The organism is Brevibacillus centrosporus, assembly GCF_046622605.1.
GTDB lineage: Bacteria > Bacillota > Bacilli > Brevibacillales > Brevibacillaceae > Brevibacillus > Brevibacillus centrosporus.
Genome location: NZ_CP176856.1, coordinates 5,717,260 through 5,735,940, shown reverse-complemented (window position 1 = coordinate 5,735,940; position 18,681 = coordinate 5,717,260). Strand labels below are relative to the sequence as shown.

Sequence of the window (18,681 nt, the reverse complement as noted above, 5' to 3'; positions counted from 1 at the left end):
GCACATGCCGTGTTTGATGCGCTTTACAAATCATGTCAAACCATGCAACCGCTCTTCTTGCTATCATAAGTGCAAGCAAACGAGCAGCGACTTGATAGAAATGAGGTAAATCAGCAGTGAAACGAGTTCTAGTCATTGAAGACGAAATGCCGATTGCCCGGCTGGTCCAGGTGTATCTGGAACGGGCTGGTTACGAAGTACATTGGAGCGCAGGGGATGAAAATACGGTACATACATTTGTGACTTGGAAGCCGGAATTGGTGCTGCTCGATCTGATGCTGCCCGATCAAGACGGCTTGGACATCCTCGAGCGTATCCGGCAATACGGGAGCTGCCCGGTCATTATTTTGACCGCCAAGGGCTCTGTTCCCGACAAATTGCAGGGGTTAAGTCTCGGTGCCGACGATTATATCGCCAAGCCGTTTGATCCAGAAGAAGTCGTCGCACGTGTTCAGGCTGTCCTGCGCCGCTCCACCTATATCGCAGAAGCCGATATGATCCGGCTCGGCAGCCTGACGATCGACTTCAGTGCACAGCTGGCTTCCTTGGGGAAAGAACCCGTTTCCCTGATGCCCCGCGACTGGCAGCTCCTCGCGTTTCTCGCCCGGCACCCGAATCAATGCTTTAGCCGGGATCAATTGCTCGACCAAGTGTGGGGAATGGATTTTGAAGGAGGGGATCGATCTGTGGATACAGCGATAAAACGAGTTCGCAAAGCGCTGCGCCTCTGGTCGGAAACAGAGGGTGAGATCAGCACCATTCGAGGAATGGGGTACAGCTTGCGTGTTTACTAAATGGCGATTCTCCCAAAAGTCACCCGCCTCCTCTGTCCCTCTGCTGCGTTACTGGACGTGGCGCTATGCCATGATTCTCTTGATCATGCTGTTTGGCATCGGCCTGTTCGGCATCTATTGGATTCGGGAAAATACGATGGAGCAGCAATTCGAAATTCTCGAAGCGAGGACCTATCTACTTGCCGATTCTTACGCGAAGGCAGCCCAAGTCGTTCCAATGGAAAAGTTGAAGGCTACGCTCACGGTTTCACCTACCACATTAACGACCAAATCCATTGAAACGGCGGCTGCCGCCAGCAGCCCAGCGCCAGCGGATTCCACTGAACCCAAGACAAGCGCGTACAGAGCTGCTCTCACATTGAAGGTCATGCCCGCCATTCCGCTCAATCATGTCGTGCAAATTTACGATGAATCCAACAAGCAAGTGATCAGTTCAACAAACCGTGTAGTCGACACGAAAATCAGTACATTGCCGGCACCTGTCACTCCTGCCCCAAACCCCAAGGAAACGCGGGAAGTACTCACAACACAGGACGGAACCTGGCTGCGTGTCGGCGTTCCTTACTACCAGCAGCAAGCAGTAGGCGGTGTCTATTATGTGAGCACCCGGCTCAATACCGACCTGGTCCAAACCTATATTGTGATTATGTGTTCCATCGGCGTGATCACCCTGTGCGGCTGGGCGATCGTCTACGTCCTCTCCCGCTCCCTGACTCTCCCTCTGCGTCAGCTGGCTGTAGCGGCACAGCAAGTATCAGACGGCAATTACCGTCCCGAGCTGCCGGATGCGACCAGTATCAAAGAATCGGAGATCAGTCAGCTTGTTCACTCCTTTGACGACATGACCCAAAGGCTTGGACAGCTTGAGCGTATGCGGACCGATCTTCTTGCTGGCGTATCCCATGAGCTGCGGACACCCGTCACCTCGATTCGCGGCATGATTCAGGCGGTCAAGGACGGAGTGGTCACGGGGAGAGAAGCAGACGAATTCATGCAAATCAGCATGGACGAAGCCAAGCGCTTGCAGACCATGGTAAATGATTTGCTGGATTTCACCTCCATGGAAGCAGGAGCGATGTTGTCTGAATCCGTTCGAATCGCTCTTTATCAGGCAATCCAGCAAATCGTGGCACAGCTGCAAACAGTCCCCGCCTTCTCCACTATCGAGATTCAGATTCACAGCTCGTCAGAGGATATGGAGTGGATCGGAGACCCTGCTCATCTCAAGCAAATTCTGCTTAACCTCCTCACCAACAGCGCATCGGCGGGGGCAAGTACCATCGATATCAGCCTGAGTCCGCGAGATGACCACATCCAGCTGATGGTAACGGATAACGGCAAAGGAATTCCGCAAGACGAGATTCCTTTTATCTTCGAACGCTATTACCGGGGAGACAGCAAACGCAAGAAAAAGCATGGACTGGGACTGGGATTGACGATTTCACGCATGCTTGCCCAATCCTATGGGGGAAACGTAGAACTGATAACTACTTCACCTACAGGCACATCCTTTTGCCTCACACTCTTCAACCGCAGAAATTAGCAAAAAGGAAGCTGCACGTATCGCTCGTGCTGCTTCCTTTTTTTCGTTTTCCCTTATGCATGAGTGCCCTCTGGCAAATAATGACGAATGAGGTCCATAAAAATATCCAACGCCTTGGTGGGAAACTCGTTTGTTTTCGTGAGCAAGGAAAAGCTCCTGGTAACAGGCGTGCCCGGGTATTTGAGTGTGCGAAGCGTCCCTAGCTGTCTCTCTTTGCGGAAGGTCCAGTACGACAAGAGACTGATGCCGAGACCCGCTTCCACCGATTCCTTGATGACTTGTGTGCTGCCAAATTCCATTCTTCTGGACGGTGATATCTGCAGCTGACGAAACATTTTCTCAGCAGCCTCACGCGTGCCCGAGCCTTCTTCCCGAACAATCCACGCTTCCGCCTCCAGATCGGCAAGTGTCACTTGCTCCTTTTGCGCAAGTCGATGCTGCGGAGAAACAATCATGTACATCCGGTCGTCCGCAAAAGCTTCGATGCACATCTTGTCGTCCACGTACTCGCCTTCAACGATGCCGACATCCAGCTGGCGATTGGCTACCTGCTCCGCGATGACGGTGGAATTATGAATGGTGATCGTCGGCGTAATCGCAGGATAGTGCTCACGCATCCGTGCAACAACATGGGGCAAAACGTATTCCCCATAGGTATAGCTCGAACCGATGGTCAAACGTCCACTCGGCGTATTCATCAAATCGTCCACCAGATTTTGCATGCGCGTATGAAGACCCAGGATTTCACGGGCATGATGGTAGACGATCTCGCCAGCTTTATTGAGACGGACGTATTTGTTGCTGCGCTCGAGCAGCTTGGTTCCGATCGTTTTCTCCAGCGATTGAATGTATTGACTGACCGCCGGCTGGGTCATGTGCAGCTCTGCCGCGGCCCGGGAAAAATTTTGTCGGTCTGCCACTGTGACGAAGACTCGTAATTGCTGATCCATGATAAACCTCCACGAATCGATTTTCTTTCTATTATACTTATTTACTTATCATAACCATGCATATGATTTATTTTTCTTATGATCATTCTTGCCTTATGCTGAGGATGGAATCGCCGAAAAAAGGAGAGAGTCCCAATGACTACCCATACAAAAGAACACGTCTCCATGGATAGCAGCATGGGGGCAGCCAAATCGAGGTCAAAATTCTCTGCCCGGACGCTGTGGTTGGGCGGTGTCGCTTTTACCTTTTTGGTTGCCTTGCTCGGCTATGGATTGTCTAAAATACCTGGCTTCGATCGAGTAGGTCCTCTGGCTTGTGCCATTCTCATCGCCGTAGCGTACCGTCAGGTTTGGGGTTACCCGGAAAGCATCCGCTCCGGTATTCAATTTTCCGCCAAACGCCTGCTGCGTCTTGCCATTATCTTGTACGGATTAAAGCTTAATATCGATGTCGTGCTCCATCAAGGCCTTGGTCTTCTAGTTTACGATGCCGGCGTTATCGCCTTTGCTATCTTGCTCACCATGCTTTTGGCAAAATGGCTGAAAGCCGAGCCTTCTCTGTCCCTCATGCTCGGAGTAGGCACGGGCGTGTGCGGAGCTGCTGCAATCGCTGCCGTGTCTCCGATCATTCAGGCCAAAGAAGAAGATACCGCGATTGGCGTAGGCATTATTGCTCTGGTAGGAACCGTCTTCTCCGTTCTTTACACGGTAGTGCGCCCCTACTTGCCGCTCACGCCTGTAGAATACGGGATGTGGTCGGGGATCAGTCTCCATGAGATTGCACATGTCGCACTGGCCGCCGCTCCTGCCGGGCAGGATGGACTCGCGATGGGCCTGCTGGCAAAGCTTGGCCGTGTATTGCTGCTCGTCCCCCTCTGTTTTATCCTGATGTACTGGATGAAACGGACAGGAAAAGTACAAAGCGGGACCAAAATCGAGTTCCCTTGGTTTCTCATCGGGTTTCTCGTCATGAGTGTGCTTGGCAGCTACGTGCTCGGTTCGATCATCCCTGTCTCCGAGAGCTTTCAAACAGGCATCGCCAACGTAACCACATTTGTTCTGACGATGGCGATGGTCGGCCTCGGACTAAACGTCAATCTGCGAGCTCTGCGCACGAAAGCCGCTAGACCACTGATCGCGATGTCCATCACGTCTGTACTGCTTTCTGTGCTTTCTTTTTTCCTCATCTAGTCGTCATTTTGAATAATTTTGAATAAAGGAATCGCCAAAAGATCGCCGGGCACGCACGCTCGGCGAATTTTTTTGGATTAAGACATCCACTCTTCTCGTATGATGGTAGCGGTCTGATTTGCTAGAAAGGAGGGGCCGTTACATGTCCACACGTCTTCTAAAGAAACGCCCCCATATCTTGTTGATCATCGTCGATGAAGAGCGCTTTCCTCCTGTCTATGAAGGTGCTGCGATCAAAGCTTGGAGCCAGAATCAGCTGCAGGCGCACCGTTTTTTGCGCAGCCACGGGCTGGAATTCTGCAACCACTACGTCTCTGCCACAGCCTGCTGTCCCAGCCGGGCCACCTTATTCACAGGCCAGTACCCTTCTCTGCACGGTGTCACACAAACCAGTGGTGCAGCAAAGCGACCCGCTGACAGTGATATGTTTTGGCTGGATCCAAATACCGTTCCGACTCTAGGCGAATACTTTCGTGCGGCAGGCTACCGCACCTTCTACAATGGGAAATGGCATTTTTCCAACGCGGACATTCACATACCAGGCACACACCAATCTGTCCCCAGCTATCAGCGCGGAACCGGCATTCCCGATCCTGAGCTGGTGCAGCTGTATCTGCAGGCAGATCGTCTTGAAGGTTACGGCTTTTCGGGCTGGGTCGGTCCCGAGCCCGCAGGAGCTGCTCCCCACGATTCAGGCTCCTCTGCCGCGCACGGCATCAATGGCCGGGATGTCGTTTACAGTACCGACGTCATTTCCCTGCTCCACCAGCTTGAGCAGGAGCAGCTGCAGCAATCCCCTTCTGGGGAATTCGAGCCTTGGCTGATCGTCGCTTCCTTTGTGAATCCACACGATATCACGCTATTTGGGGACTTTACCCAAGTCATGCCGATCTTCCGCTTTCACGTCGACGATTCTGTTCCGGATGTAGAGCCGCCGCCTACCCAGCGAGAAACGCTTCGGACCAAGCCTCGCTGCCAGGCCAGCTATCGGGACGTGTTTCCCCAGGCTTTTCAGCCCATCTCGGATAACGCTCTCTACCGCCGGCTCTACTATCAACTGCAAAAAAATGCGGACCAGCAAGTCATGCGAATCCTTCAAGCATTGGCGCAGTCGACTTTTTACCGGGAAACCATCGTCGTCTTCACTTCCGATCATGGCGACTTGCTCGGGGCACATGGAAACTTGCACCAAAAATTTTACTGCGCCTACGAGGAAGCCCTACACGTTCCGTTCATCGTCCATAATCCGCTCCTGTTCCCCAGCCCGCAAACCACCAGGCAGCTCAGCTGTCACGTCGACCTTCTCCCTACGCTGTTGGGGCTGATCGGTGCCGATCCGACAACGCTGCTGGCCGAGCTGGAAAAGACACATTCGGAAGTCCGACCGCCAGTTGGCCGTAATCTATCTGGGCTGATTCTAGGTACGGGCACATCAGAGCGGTTAGAAGAACCTCTATATTTCATGACAGAAGACGACGTGACAAAGGGACAGCATCAGATCAGTCTGTTGGGTCAGCCTTACCATTCCGTCATTCCTCCGAACCAGATCGAGACGGTCATCGCAACCGTTCGCTATAACCAAAAGAAAACGATCTGGAAATACTCTCGCTACTATAGCGACCGTTTGGAACGGGATGGGTGCACCTCTGCTGATGAAGATTACGAGCTGTACAATCTGACGGATGACCCGCTGGAGAGCTTCAATCTGGCTTCTCCTGTCTACGCTACTCCCCAGACGGAGCCCGTTCGTCAATGGATGGCGCAATTGTTACAGGAACAACGCGCTCAAAAACGTTTGACTCCGCAAACCTATGGAATACGAAGATGAATCCATGAAAAAAAGCCCCTTGCTCATAAGGGGCTTTGCTGTGGATCTGTCGCGTCTATTCGCCTTCCACCAGCAGCTTTTCCAATGCAACGATCGCTTCCTTCTCGTCCACGCCATCTGCGATCAAAGTAATTTCTTCGCCTTTTCCAATAGCCGCCGCCATGATCCCCATGATGCTTTTGCCATTGACGTTCTTTTCCTTTTTCACGAGCTTAATCTCGCTTGAAAAGGATGTCGCGACTTTCACAAAAGTAGCTGCGGGTCTAGCATGCAAGCCTTGGGATAGCTGCACGACAACATTCTTCTGTTCCATCTGGTTGCACCTCCTTAGTTGTCCAATTGATGAAAAGTACGTCGGACAAACTCCTCCACCTGCTGGGACGAGCTCATCGAAAGAATGGTAGTAGTATGTTTTGCCGCTTCTTCCTTACTCATGCGGCCAAGCTGCCCACGTGCAGGCAAAATACTGACGGCACTCATGCTGAATTCGTCTAATCCCATTCCCAGCAAGATCGGAATCGCGATTGGATCCCCGGCCATTTCCCCGCACATGCCTACCCATTTTCCTTTTTCATGAGCAGCCTTGATCACTAGGTGAATCAATCGCAGAACCGCTGGATGATACGGCTGGTACAGATAAGCAACCCGTTCATTCATACGGTCTGCTGCCATCGTATACTGAATCAGATCATTGGTTCCAATACTAAAGAAATCCACTTCGTTCGCGAACTGATCCGCCATCATGGCTGCTGCAGGTATTTCAATCATGATTCCCACTTCGATCTGTTCGGAGACAGCGATGCCCTTCTCCAGCAGCCCGCGCTTTTCTTCCTCCAGGATGCTCTTCGCCTCGCGGAACTCCTCGAGGGTCGCAATCATCGGAAACATGATTTTCAAATTGCCCGATACGCTTGCACGCAGCAAGGCACGCAGCTGAGTCCTGAACAGCTCCTGATTGTCCAGGCAGAGCCGAATCGCTCGAAACCCTAGGAACGGATTCAATTCCTCAGGCATATCGAGATAGGAAAGCTGCTTATCTCCACCGATATCAAGCGTACGGATGACTACAGGTTTGCCTTCCATTTGCGCAAGCACCTGCTGGTACGCGAGATACTGCTCCTCTTCTGTAGGGAAATTCTCTCGTCCCATATAGAGGAACTCGGTGCGGAAAAGCCCCACTCCTTCTGCCCCATTCGCGAGAACACCTGCCAGATCCTGCGGGCTGCCGATGTTCGCGGCAAGCTCCACATGCTGTTGGTCGGTCGTCACTGTTTTTTGGTGGACCAGCTTGAGCAGTTCCGCTTTTTCCTGGTCGTATTCCTTCTGCTTGCGCTGATAAAAGGCAATCTCCTCGTCCGTTGGATCGAGAATGACAATACCCTCGTGACCATCTACAATGGCTGTGGAAGAAGCAGCTGTGAGTCGGGTGATTTCTCTCGTACCAACGACTGCGGGAATTTCCAGAGAACGCGCCATAATCGCCGAATGAGACGTACGTCCACCGATGTCGGTCACAAATCCCTTCACATAACGTCGGTCTAGCTGGGCTGTATCCGAGGGCGTTAAATCCTCTGCCACCACGATGACCTCTTCTGTCAAATGTGCAGGAGTCGCGAACTCGACACCCAACAGGTAGGAGAGGACGCGTTTGGTCACATCCCGAATATCAGCAGCCCGCTCTCGCATGTATTCGTTGTCCATTTGCTCAAACAACTGGATGAATCCTTGGGAAACTTCATCCAAGGCGCTCTCTGCATTGACGCGATCCGATTCGATTTTCCCCTGAATCGTATCCACCAGCTCCGGGTCCTCCAACACGAGGAGATGCGCCTTGAAAATGTCTGCCTTGTCTGCCCCCATCTCTTTTTCCACATGCGAGGCAATCCCTTCCAAGTCCGCTTTGGCCTTTGCCAGCGCATCCTGAAAACGTTGGACTTCTGCCTGTGGATCTTCGATGGACAGCGTTGTAATCGCGAGCTTTGGATTGGCAAGCAAAAACACCTTTCCTATCGCAATCCCTGCGGAAGCTTTGACACCTACGATTTTATGAGACATCCCTACTCCTCCTTTCCTAGTTTGAGATGATTCGGTCTTGGAGCGAGCGTGCATGCTTCATTACGATGGCCCCTAGTAGACTTTCCTCGGAAATGCCTGTATAGCTTTGCATCGCGTGCGCAAAGCCGTTCTGCTTACGATCCGATTGAATCTGCATCGCTTCTGGGTCCTCTGGGTAGTCAAACAACAAAGCTGCCGCAATCGCCAATCCCAGATACTCTGCGGAAATGCCGCGCTCTACACATTGCGTCGCTGGCCCTACCAGGCGATCATTGGGCGACAGCTTGCGAATTGGTGATCGGGCTACCCGTGTGACATGGTCAGCAAGCATCCGATTGGAATACCTTCCCAGAATCTTTTCTACATACGCTTCGTGTGTTTCCTTCTCGAAGTGATATTTTTTCTGAAGCAGCTCCCCGGTCTCCTGGAGCGCTCCCCGGATTGCCTGCTGAATCTCTTGATCCTGCAGGGCTTCGTCAATCGTTCCATATCCGTACAGATAGCCTAAATACGCGATAACGGCATGCCCGGTATTTACAGTAAACAGCTTGCGTTCGATATACGGAGCCAAATCGAATACATAGGTGACTCCTTCAATAGCAGGCACCTCACCCTTGATCTGCGACTGATCTACTACCCATTCGAAAAATGGCTCAACCGTCACAAGCAGTTTGTCCGCATGCTTTTGCAAGGGAACAATCCGGTCTACAGCTGCATTTGGAAAGGCGACCCATTCATCTGCCCTGCTTTGATCTTCTGGACTCATAAGGCCATAGACGTAGCCTTTCAGCTGCTGGCTGCCGCCGATCATGTTTTCGCAGGCGATCACATTTAATGCACGCGCCTCTCCCGCAAGCCTTTTGGAGATGCCTTCTGCGATCGCACCTGCGATATGCGGCAAAATAGATGGACCCACAGCAGTCGTAACCAAATCTGCCTGAGCAATCGTTTGGGCGACGGTCTCGATATCTTTGCCCAAAATAGCACGCACGCCTGTTACTTGTGAGAGTGGCGCTCCCTCCGTTGCAAGCTGCACCTCATACGACTGACGAAGGTTCAGCTCGTCAACCAGCTCTTGATTGACGTCGACAAACACTACCTCATAGCCAGCCTGATTCAACAGCTGGCCAATGAACCCACGCCCGATATTCCCTGCTCCAAAATGAACTGCGATCATCTATCTTCACTCCCCTTCTGCAAACAGGGCAATGATTTCTTCCGGCGTTTTTGCTTGAACCGCTCGAGTGACATTTTCCTCCTCCGAGCAAATCACCGCAATATTGGAGAGAACCTCCAGATGCTCGTCGCCGATGGCTGCAATCCCGATCAGCAAATAAGCTGTATTGCCTTCCCCAAAATCGACGCCATCTGGAACCTGCACAATGGAAATGCCCGTAGACAGGATCTCTTGCTTCGCTTCATTCGTGCCATGAGGAATGGCTACTCCACTACCGATATAAGTCGTCGCAAGCGCTTCTCTTTCCTGCATTTTATCGATGTAAGCCGCGCTGACATGTCCTCCCTTTACCAACAATTCTCCTGCCAGACGGATGCCTTCTTCTTTGCTCGCTACCTTTGCGTTCATCATGATTTTTTCTGCTGTCAGTACGTTGCTCATTTTACTCTCTCCAATCCTGTCTTTTTCAGGCAGTAGCTGTACAGCCTGCCTGCTATCTCTTCCGTGATGCGCTGTCCTTCTCCTGATTCCATCAACCTCTGCGCTTCTTCCTCAATCAGCATCGAGCTGATCTCACTCAGCACTTCCAGCCCTTCTCGCGGCGTGCCATTGGGACTTAGCAGCATGAGCAGGATGCGAGCGGACATGTTTTCCTCGTCCATCGACCTCAAGGAGACAGGCTCCTCAAGCAGATGAACGGTGAACGACACCTTTGCGACGGCATCGCTTTTGGCGTGAAACAAAGCCATGGAGGTACCGGGTATCCCCAGACCGCCAAGCTTTTCTCGGGCCAGCAAGTGGGCCACAACCGTATGCACCTCGTGAACGCTGCCGCTTTTCTCCAGTTCGCCCACGATCGCGCTCAGCATCTGTTCCATCGTTTTCGCGCGGTTATTCCAGGTCCGCACCAGCATCCCATCCACCAATTCGGTGGCATACCGGGTATATTGACTCAACATCTTCAATTGCTGACTGGCCTGATCTGCTACAAGCGGCCGCTCTGTCCCTTCCCAGTTTGCTTTGCGCGATTGCCCCGCATTCAGCAAGTAATACTTGATCTTTTGAATGTCTTCTTGCGGCAGCAGCGGACTGACTACCACATATTCCATCGGACTTGCTGGCAACGGGATGGTGGAAATGATCAGGTCATATTCACTCTCGGGAACACGACCAAGCTCAAACAAGGACAGATTCTGCAGGCTGACGATCTCCGGAATTTCCCGGCGAATCCGCGTTGCCAAAATCTTGGACGACCCGATGCCGCTGGAGCATACGACAAGCGCCCGATATCGCTGCTGCTCCTGCTTTGTCCTCTCCAATGCGGCACCCAAATGCATCACCAGATAGCCGACTTCCTCTTCCGGCACGTGCAGGTCGGGGAATATTCTCTCCGCCGCCTCCTTGGCAACCGCGAACAATTCGGGATAATTCTGCTTGATCTGCTCCAGGATAGGGTTTCTGATTTCCATCTTTCGTTTTAACCGATAATGAGCCGGCTCCAGATGTGTCAAAAGCCCATGGAACAAAGAAGTATCCCCCCGAAGAGGGATTCCCAACCGCTCCTCGCAAAGCTGAATCAGCTGCTGGGTGGCCACGAACAGTTCCGCATTTTCCGGCCACAGCGACTCATCCTGAGAATTCCTCAGCTTGGCTCCGCGCAGATGCATCGTGATGTAGCCGACCTCGGCGGCAGGAATCTCCATATCGAACGTCTGCTTCAGCCTCTCCATGATGGTTTGTGCAGCCTCGTATTCGGAGGTTCCCATCAGCTCGTTTAGCGTTAGCTCGTCGAAATGAATGTTTTCACCTTTTTCGACCCTCTCCACAGCCAAAGCCAGATGGGTAACCAGACCGATGTACGCACTATCTGCAAGCGAGTACGGCAGCTCCTCTTCCAAATGACTCAGTGCATTTTCCACTTTGATCAGCTTTTCCCGGTCAATCAGGCCCAAAAGACGCTCTGAGATCGAATCGACATCCCGCAGGTTCTTGTTCTGAATGTTATCCCGAATGATCTCGATGACTTGATGGTCGTCCAAATGATCCGATAGCAGCCGGCTGATGGCACGACGCTTGGAGGATTCGGAACCGTTCAGTTCAACGCCATAGCCCCTTTTCCGCAACAGGCTAAGCTCGTACTGAGACAGCATCAGCTCTAGATCGTCCAGATCGTGACTGATGGTTGCCGTCGTCACCTTCAAGTCCAACGCCAGCGAAATCAGCTTCACTGGCTCCGTCGCCTCCAGAAGCGCACACAAAATCAAGACCTTTCTCTCCTGCGGCGTGTACTCCGTCGTTGTCTGGTGCAGGATATTGATGCGCAGCGACTGCTTCTCTTCCTGCGTCCCCACTACCTCGACTCCTGCGCCCGCCTTTCGTACCAGTTTCAATCCATGCTGTTCAAAAAAGGCTGCAAGCACATCCAATTCCCGATGAATGGTGCGTGCACTGACTCCTATCTGCTCGGCGACAGCCCCTACAGTCAGGCTATCCTTCTGTTCTTGCAGCAAAATCTCGATGATGGCTCGTTGACGTGAAGATACCCGCAAGGTTCCACTTCCCTTCGCAGAAAAGAGGGAAAACGCTAGCTCGCACTAGCGTTGGTTCCCTTTAGCTCAGACGTTTGACCAAATTGTCGTATTCCGGGCTGTTCAAAAAGTTATCAATCGAAATATGTTCCGCTTCAGGTGCCTTTGCAACCGCGCGCTCCGTCAGCGATTTATGGGTAATAACAATGTCTGCATCCGCAGGAATGTCGTTGATCGCGGTATTGATTACCGTGATTTCCTCCAGCCCGGCAGCTTTAAATTTCTTCCGCAGGGCCGCAGCTCCCATCGCGCTCGACCCCATACCGGCATCGCATGAGAAGACTACTTTTTTCACATCAGATGCTGCGATTTGAGCTGTAGTTGCAGTTGCAGCTACTTCTTCGGTTTCTACTGCTTGCTGTTTTTTGCCTTTCAGCTCTTGCATCTTCTCTGTCGCTTTCGCCAATTCCTCGTCCTCATTTTTGCTGCTCATTTTCAGCAATGCCGAGGCAATCACAAAAGAGACGACGGTCGCCACAATCACACCTGCCCATACAGGGAGCAATCCTCCGCGTGGGGCCATTGCAGAGAGAGCGAAGATACTACCTGGAGATGGTGGCGCTACCAATCCTGCACCCAGCAGAGTAAAGGTGAACACGCCAGCCATACCGCCGCCAATTACCGCCAAAATCAAGCGTGGGTTCATCAAAATGTACGGGAAGTAAATCTCATGAATCCCACCAAAGAAGTGGATAATCACAGCGCCAGGAGCAGATTGCTTCGCATTGCCCCGACCCACCAGCCAGTACGCGAGCAGGATACCCAGTCCTGGACCAGGGTTGGTCTCCAACAAGAAGAAGATGGATTTACCGACTTTTGACGCTTCATCCAGCCCGATTGGACTTAGAATACCGTGGTTAATGGCGTTATTTAAGAACAATATTTTCGCAGGTTCAATGAAAATGCTTGCAAGCGGCAACAGTCCTGCATTCACGATTACTTGCACGCCAGCAGCGAGCGCTTTGCTCAGACCTTCTACGACAGGACCGATCGCGAGGAAAGCGAGCAGCGTCAGCAGCGCCCCAAGAATCCCTGCAGAGAAGTTGTTGACCAGCATTTCAAATCCGGACTTAATCTTTCCTTCCAGCGACTGGTCCACTTTTTTCATGACCCAACCGCCGATCGGACCCATAATCATGGCTCCCATAAACATCGGGATGTCTGTACCGACGATGACACCCATTGTTGCAATTGCCCCGACGACACCGCCTCGGACATCGTGAATCATTTTACCGCCTGTATACCCGATCAGCAGCGGCAGGAGATACTTGATCGTCGGATCGACCAATTTTGCCAGACTTTCATTTGGTAACCAGCCCGTCGGAATAAAGAGCGCAGTAATCAGACCCCACGCGATAAATGCTCCAATGTTCGGCATGACCATCGCGCTCAAAAAGCGGCCAAATTTTTGTACCGAGACTCGCAATCCACCTGAACCCTGATTGTTTGTGGCTACTTTCCCCATACAGGACCCTCCTTTACCTGAATCTATTTGTTCATGACAGAATTAAAAAGTATGTTTGCTTGCTTCAAATATAAAGCGTTTACATCTGCGCCACAACAAAATCAAAAGGCTATGTTGTCTCGATTAATGTTGACAAAAGTTAATTGAAAAAATCAAAGGCTGTCCCATTCAAGTGAAGAAATGAATAAAAAAAAACGCGGGAAGTTGAAGTGCGCCCGCGTCCTTAGGTTAAGTGGTCGGTGAAGCTGTGGTGGAGAAGGAGGAAAAGGGATGGCTCACGTCGTTTATACTTTCTGATTCAGTAAAAAAGACCCCCGCTTTAGCGGAGGCCCTGCCTGTCATCATCTTTTCAATTAACGCTGTCTGTCACTGCGTGGGCGAGAATCTCCTGTACGTGGACGGGATTCACCGGAACGAGGGCGGAACTCGCCGCTGCGTGGGCGGGATTCTCCCGTACGTGGGCGTTGCGGTCTCTTCGCACCATAACCACCGGAAGTACCTTTTCCTTTTGGAGGGAACTTCTTCTTGCTGACACGAAGCGGTGCTTCTTCTGTGAGGCGAACTGGCGTCAGATCCGGTTCCTTAGTCAAGAGCTTCAGGGCTGCGGACACGAGTGTTACGGAATCAACGTCCTCCAGCAGCTGTTCAGCCAATGTTTTGTAGGCTTGCAGATTTTCTCTGCCTGCTGCCTCCAGCATTTTCTCCACAGCCATGCGTTGTTGACCTTCCATTGCCTCAGACATCGATGGAACAGAACGACGCTCCATGCGACGGTTTGTTGCACGCTCGATCAGACGCAGATGGTCGATTTCACGAGGAGAAACGAAGGTGATCGCAAGGCCTGTTTTCCCTGCGCGACCCGTTCTGCCGATACGGTGAACATAGCTTTCGGAGTCTTGCGGAATATCGAAGTTGAATACGTGGGTAACCCCGCTGATATCCAAACCACGAGCAGCAACGTCTGTTGCTACCAGTACTTCGATGGTGCCTTCTTTAAATTTGCGCAGCACGCTGTCGCGCTTCGCTTGGTTCAAGTCGCCGTGAATTCCTTCTGCTCCGTAGCCACGCTTGGTCAAAGCCTCGGAGAGCTCATCCACTCTGCGCTTGGTGCGACCAAAGATAATCGCCAGCTCAGGGGAATGGATATCGAGCAGACGGCAGAGCACGTCAAATTTTTGCTTCTCCGCTACTTCCATATATTGCTGCTCAATGTTTGGAACAGTTACTTCTTTCGGCTTTACGGAAATGAGGGTAGGATCCGTCATGAATTGCTGCGCGATTTCTTGAATCGCACGTGGCATTGTCGCCGAGAACAACAGCGTTTGACGGTTTTCTGGCACTTCCTTCAGAATTTCCTTGATGTCATCGATGAAGCCCATGTTCAGCATTTCATCTGCTTCGTCCAATACAACAATTTCGATTGCATCCAGGCGAATTGTTCTTCTTCTCATGTGATCCATGAAACGGCCTGGTGTAGCTACGATGATTTGTGGACGTTTTTTCAATGCCTTGATCTGACGAGTGATGTCTTGACCACCGTAGATCGGCAAAGCTGTGATCTTCTTGAATTGAGCGATCTTGTTGATTTCCTCAGCTACTTGCACAGCCAGTTCACGAGTTGGTGTCAGTACCACACCTTGGATATTGCCGTTTTCTTCATCCAATCTTTCGACCAACGGAATACCAAACGCGGCTGTTTTCCCGGTACCAGTCTGGGCTTGCCCGATCAAATCCCGTCCTTGCAGAGCAACCGGAACGGTTTGATCCTGAATGGCTGTAGCTTCTTCAAATCCCATATTGCTCAACGCTCTAACGATAGAGTGATGTAAACCAAAATCAAAAAAAGTACTCAATGCTTTTCAGTCTCCTTTTTCAAAAACCTTCTTCTATAAATATCTCACTAAAAAAGGGCACTATTCCTTACGATCCGGAACATGCCCTCTTATCCCCGATTGTACAAAAGCACCCCACAAAGAACATAGCTGTAATCGTAACACGGATCTTATGAAATTGCAAATAGCAGACTGCCTTTTCAAGACTAGCCAAATTCAACCAAACCCATCACTTCAGCACATAATCAGCCAGGACACTTTGCACCTCAAATATGTTTAGGTTTTTGTTAAACTGGCGTTGAATCGGCATTTGGCTACCCGAGATGTATATCGTAAGTTCGGCATCCAGGTCAAAGCTGCCCGCTGTCTCCACACTGAAATGCGTAATGCTTTTGTAGGGAATGGAATGATACTCCACCTTTTTCCCTGTAAGTCCCTGTTTGTCGATCAGGATCAATCGTTTGTCCGTAAACAGAAAAAGATCCCTGATCAGTTTGTAGGCCTTTTCGATTCGTTCATTTCTCCCAAGCAGATGCCCAAACTCGTTCTGCGCCTCTGCAACGCTGACTTCCGACGCATTTCCCATCAACCCATCAAACAAACCCATTCTTCTCGCCCTCCGTCCCTGTCACATTCGCCATATGTATATGGATTAAATTACCACCCTTTGCATGAAAAAGAAAAGAGACTAGCCGCCTAGATTTCAGGCGGCTGCACAAAAACTTACCAATATTGCTGGGGGTATCCCTGGGCAGATGGATACATTCCCTGCGTTTGTCCGTAGGGAGGCTGCATCATCTGTGGCTGCATCATCTGTGGCTGCGGTTGCTGATAAGGTTGCTGATAAGGTAGCTGGTAGCCGTATACTTGCGGCTGTGGCTGCATCTGACCTTGTATGTGCCCCTGGTGGCAATTCACGGGTGGTCCAATGAAAGTCGATGTCTGGATCGGCGACACTGTCTCCCTCCATTGCCCTTCGTTCAGACAGTACGTATGAGCCATGACGTCGCTTGGCGTTAAACGCAATATATCCGAGCCCAAGATTACCTCAGGGATCGGAGCATTAAAGATGGCGATCAGGTGCGTATTGTCTGCTGTCGCCATCTCCCAGTGCCACCATCCTTGCGGGATGTTCGTCACTTGACCAGGCATGATGTGGTAAGTAGATACTTCATTCGTAAACGGATTGATGAACGAGACATTCGCCGCGCCTGACACACAATACACGAGCTCCGCGGCATTTTGATGGTAGTGCGGCTCTACCACGTTTCCCTGACTCAGAAAGATATCTAGAAGGGAGACATTGTCCAATGAATTGAGCGTTTGTGTAGATAGCACATTAATGTAGTTTTGCCCATCCTTCGTAAAGAGCCTGTTGCGATTGACATCATCGAAGTATTGGATAGAAGGCGATTTATAATCAAGATAAAGCGTCATTCTTGCTTCAGCCCCACTTCACTGCAAATTTCCCTACTCCATATCCGTATGATATCGGCTGACAGGACGTTCGCCCATTTGCCCAGTTGGCTCTCACCCGTTTCCCTCCCCAATCAAAAAAGCTGAAGGCCATGATGCGCCCTCAGCTTCTCTACCATCTTCATTTGACTTAGCTCAGTCCTACTATGTTGCCATCCACGTCGACATAGAGCGATTCCGCTGCAGGCTTCTTCGGCAAACCAGGCATCGTAACCAGACTTCCCGTGAGTGCCACAATGAAACCAGCCCCTGCCGAGATGCGGATTTCACTGACGGAGATGGTGAAATCCGTAGGAGCACCCAGTACATCCGCCCGATCCGTAAAAGAGTACGGTGTCTTTGCCATGCAGACAGGGAAATGCGTGAGACCCATTTCCTCGATTTTTTGCAAGGTCTTGAGTGCAGACGGCGAAAAAACGACGTCCGAGCCTCGATAGATTTCTTTTACGACCGTTTCCATCTTTTTCCTGGTCGTTTGGTTTTCCTCATAAAGAAAACGGAAGGTCGATGGCTGTTCAGCTGCACGAGCCACTTTTTCAGCCAGCTCGATTCCACCTTTGCTGCCCTCAGCCCAAACATCTGAGAGTGCCGCTTCCACGCCCAGCTGTTGGCAGAAGGCCACCACTGCATCTATTTCTTCTTGCGTGTCTGTCGTGAAATGATTGATAGCCACCACGGTAGGCACTCCGAATTTTTTCAGGTTCTCGATATGACGGCGAACGTTGGCAAACCCACGCTCCAGCGCTTCCAAATTAGCTACAGACAGGTCAGATACTTTCACTCCGCCGTTGTATTTCAAGGCCCTCACGGTGATCACGACGACAGCTGCTGCAGGGGTCAGTCCGGCCTTTTTGCACTTGATATCAAAAAACTTCTCTGCTCCCAGGTCTGCACCGAAGCCCGCCTCTGTCACCACGTAATCCGCCAGCTTGAGTGCCGTTTTCGTTGCGATGACACTGCTGCAGCCATGCGCAATATTGGCAAAAGGCCCACCATGAACCAAAACGGGTGTTCCTTCGATAGTTTGCACGAGATTTGGTTTGATAGCTTCCTTCAAAAGCACGCACATTGCTTCTACGGCATGAATTTCTTCGGCACGCACCGGCTCATCATCAAAGTCGTAGCCAATGATGATCTGGTTCAGACGCTCCCGCAAATCTGCCAGATTTTCGCTCAAGCACAAAATGGCCATGATTTCGGAGGCTGTGGTAATCATGAATCCATCTTCCCGTACCATACCGTTTCCATCGCCTACACCGACCACGATATTTCGCAATGCGCGGTCGTTCATGTCCATCGCCCGTTTCCATACGATTTTCTTTGGATTCAGGCGACGCGGATTTCCTTGGAATATATGATTATCGATCATGGCAGCCAACAGATTGTGGGCGGAAGTGATCGCGTGGATATCCCCCGTAAAGTGAAGGTTAATTTCGTCTGCTGGGAGAATCTGCGCCTGACCGCCTCCGGTGGCTCCCCCCTTGATTCCCATACATGGACCGAGAGAAGGCTCCCGCAGTGCAGCGATGGTTTTCTTCCCCAAAGCGTTTAGCGATTGGGACAACCCGATCGTCGTGAGCGTTTTTCCTGCTCCCGCCGGGTTGGGATTCATTGCTGTCACGAGAATCAGTTTACCGTCTGGACGATCCTTTACCTTTTCCCATAGTTCATCCGATAATTTGGCCTTAAACTTTCCGTACAGTTCCAGATCCTGCTCTTCGATACCTGCTGCTTTGGCAATCTCGACAATCGGCTTCATTCCGTGCCTCCCTGCAATCGGTA

Annotated in this window: 15 protein-coding genes; 4 read left to right on the top strand and 11 right to left on the bottom strand. The window is 51.3% G+C overall.

Features of this window, described 5'->3' with window-relative positions; translation table 11 throughout:
- Positions 1-116: 116 nt before the first annotated feature.
- Positions 117-794, top strand: a complete 678-nt coding sequence (locus tag ACLIN2_RS28615) for a response regulator transcription factor (protein ID WP_122961028.1) — start codon at positions 117-119, stop codon at positions 792-794.
- Positions 784-2,337, top strand: a complete 1,554-nt coding sequence (locus tag ACLIN2_RS28610) for a sensor histidine kinase (protein ID WP_411502831.1) — start codon at positions 784-786, stop codon at positions 2,335-2,337. The genes ACLIN2_RS28615 and ACLIN2_RS28610 overlap by 11 nt, the downstream gene beginning before the upstream one ends.
- Positions 2,338-2,390: 53 nt before the next feature.
- Here the strand turns inward: ACLIN2_RS28610 and ACLIN2_RS28605 are convergent, their stop codons facing one another.
- A complete protein-coding gene (locus ACLIN2_RS28605) occupies positions 2,391-3,287 on the bottom strand; it encodes a LysR family transcriptional regulator (RefSeq protein WP_411502830.1) in 897 nt (298 codons plus the stop codon).
- Between the two features lie 165 nt (positions 3,288-3,452).
- On the opposite strand from ACLIN2_RS28605, the gene ACLIN2_RS28600 reads away from it, so the two are divergent.
- Positions 3,453-4,478: a YeiH family protein gene (locus ACLIN2_RS28600; RefSeq protein WP_246070850.1), complete on the top strand. Its 1,026-nt coding sequence runs from the start codon at positions 3,453-3,455 to the stop codon at positions 4,476-4,478.
- A gap of 142 nt (positions 4,479-4,620) precedes the next feature.
- Positions 4,621-6,306, top strand: a complete 1,686-nt coding sequence (locus ACLIN2_RS28595) for a sulfatase-like hydrolase/transferase (protein ID WP_411502829.1) — start codon at positions 4,621-4,623, stop codon at positions 6,304-6,306.
- Between the two features lie 55 nt (positions 6,307-6,361).
- On the opposite strand, the gene ACLIN2_RS28590 is transcribed toward ACLIN2_RS28595, so the two are convergent.
- The 10 genes from ACLIN2_RS28590 to ACLIN2_RS28545 form a co-directional block, all read right to left on the bottom strand.
- Positions 6,362-6,619 carry an HPr family phosphocarrier protein gene (locus ACLIN2_RS28590; RefSeq protein ID WP_092268412.1) on the bottom strand — a complete coding sequence of 86 codons (258 nt, stop codon included), beginning with the start codon at positions 6,617-6,619 and terminating at the stop codon, positions 6,362-6,364.
- 14 nt (positions 6,620-6,633) lie between these two features.
- Positions 6,634-8,361: a phosphoenolpyruvate--protein phosphotransferase gene (gene ptsP, locus ACLIN2_RS28585; protein ID WP_411502828.1), complete on the bottom strand. Its 1,728-nt coding sequence runs from the start codon at positions 8,359-8,361 to the stop codon at positions 6,634-6,636.
- Positions 8,362-8,377: 16 nt separating this feature from the next.
- Positions 8,378-9,538 (bottom strand): mannitol-1-phosphate 5-dehydrogenase, encoded by a 1,161-nt coding sequence (locus tag ACLIN2_RS28580; RefSeq protein ID WP_328210300.1) that lies wholly within the window; start codon positions 9,536-9,538, stop codon positions 8,378-8,380.
- 6 nt (positions 9,539-9,544) lie between these two features.
- Positions 9,545-9,979 carry a PTS sugar transporter subunit IIA gene (locus tag ACLIN2_RS28575; protein WP_092268415.1) on the bottom strand — a complete coding sequence of 145 codons (435 nt, stop codon included), beginning with the start codon at positions 9,977-9,979 and terminating at the stop codon, positions 9,545-9,547.
- Entirely contained in the window at positions 9,976-12,087 is a 2,112-nt protein-coding gene (locus ACLIN2_RS28570) for a BglG family transcription antiterminator (protein ID WP_411502827.1), read from the bottom strand. Before ACLIN2_RS28570 ends, ACLIN2_RS28575 begins: the two co-directional genes overlap by 4 nt.
- A gap of 61 nt (positions 12,088-12,148) precedes the next feature.
- A complete protein-coding gene (locus tag ACLIN2_RS28565; protein WP_092268417.1) occupies positions 12,149-13,591 on the bottom strand; it encodes a PTS mannitol transporter subunit IICB in 1,443 nt (480 codons plus the stop codon).
- 353 nt (positions 13,592-13,944) lie between these two features.
- Positions 13,945-15,444 carry a DEAD/DEAH box helicase gene (locus ACLIN2_RS28560; RefSeq protein WP_411502826.1) on the bottom strand — a complete coding sequence of 500 codons (1,500 nt, stop codon included), beginning with the start codon at positions 15,442-15,444 and terminating at the stop codon, positions 13,945-13,947.
- Between the two features lie 208 nt (positions 15,445-15,652).
- Positions 15,653-16,030: a PH domain-containing protein gene (locus tag ACLIN2_RS28555; RefSeq protein ID WP_328210301.1), complete on the bottom strand. Its 378-nt coding sequence runs from the start codon at positions 16,028-16,030 to the stop codon at positions 15,653-15,655.
- A 116-nt stretch (positions 16,031-16,146) separates the two neighbouring features.
- Complete coding sequence (locus tag ACLIN2_RS28550) at positions 16,147-16,860, bottom strand: cupin domain-containing protein (RefSeq protein WP_411502825.1); 714 nt, start codon at positions 16,858-16,860, stop codon at positions 16,147-16,149.
- Between the two features lie 169 nt (positions 16,861-17,029).
- Positions 17,030-18,658 carry a formate--tetrahydrofolate ligase gene (locus tag ACLIN2_RS28545; protein ID WP_411504612.1) on the bottom strand — a complete coding sequence of 543 codons (1,629 nt, stop codon included), beginning with the start codon at positions 18,656-18,658 and terminating at the stop codon, positions 17,030-17,032.
- Positions 18,659-18,681: the final 23 nt, after the last annotated feature.

What these genes read in the sequence shown, in the direction of transcription:
- ACLIN2_RS28565 (WP_092268417.1), bottom strand. Translation starts at nt 13,591, where the DNA reads ATGGGGAAAGTAGCCACAAACAATCAGGGTTCAGGTGGATTGCGAGTC.
- ACLIN2_RS28580 (WP_328210300.1), bottom strand. Translation starts at nt 9,538, where the DNA reads ATGATCGCAGTTCATTTTGGAGCAGGGAATATCGGGCGTGGGTTCATT.
- ACLIN2_RS28605 (WP_411502830.1), bottom strand. Translation starts at nt 3,287, where the DNA reads ATGGATCAGCAATTACGAGTCTTCGTCACAGTGGCAGACCGACAAAAT.
- ACLIN2_RS28550 (WP_411502825.1), bottom strand. Translation starts at nt 16,860, where the DNA reads ATGACGCTTTATCTTGATTATAAATCGCCTTCTATCCAATACTTCGAT.
- ptsP (WP_411502828.1), bottom strand. Translation starts at nt 8,361, where the DNA reads ATGTCTCATAAAATCGTAGGTGTCAAAGCTTCCGCAGGGATTGCGATA.
- ACLIN2_RS28555 (WP_328210301.1), bottom strand. Translation starts at nt 16,030, where the DNA reads ATGGGTTTGTTTGATGGGTTGATGGGAAATGCGTCGGAAGTCAGCGTT.
- ACLIN2_RS28595 (WP_411502829.1), top strand. Translation starts at nt 4,621, where the DNA reads ATGTCCACACGTCTTCTAAAGAAACGCCCCCATATCTTGTTGATCATC.
- ACLIN2_RS28545 (WP_411504612.1), bottom strand. Translation starts at nt 18,658, where the DNA reads ATGAAGCCGATTGTCGAGATTGCCAAAGCAGCAGGTATCGAAGAGCAG.
- ACLIN2_RS28600 (WP_246070850.1), top strand. Translation starts at nt 3,453, where the DNA reads ATGGATAGCAGCATGGGGGCAGCCAAATCGAGGTCAAAATTCTCTGCC.
- ACLIN2_RS28590 (WP_092268412.1), bottom strand. Translation starts at nt 6,619, where the DNA reads ATGGAACAGAAGAATGTTGTCGTGCAGCTATCCCAAGGCTTGCATGCT.
- ACLIN2_RS28575 (WP_092268415.1), bottom strand. Translation starts at nt 9,979, where the DNA reads ATGAGCAACGTACTGACAGCAGAAAAAATCATGATGAACGCAAAGGTA.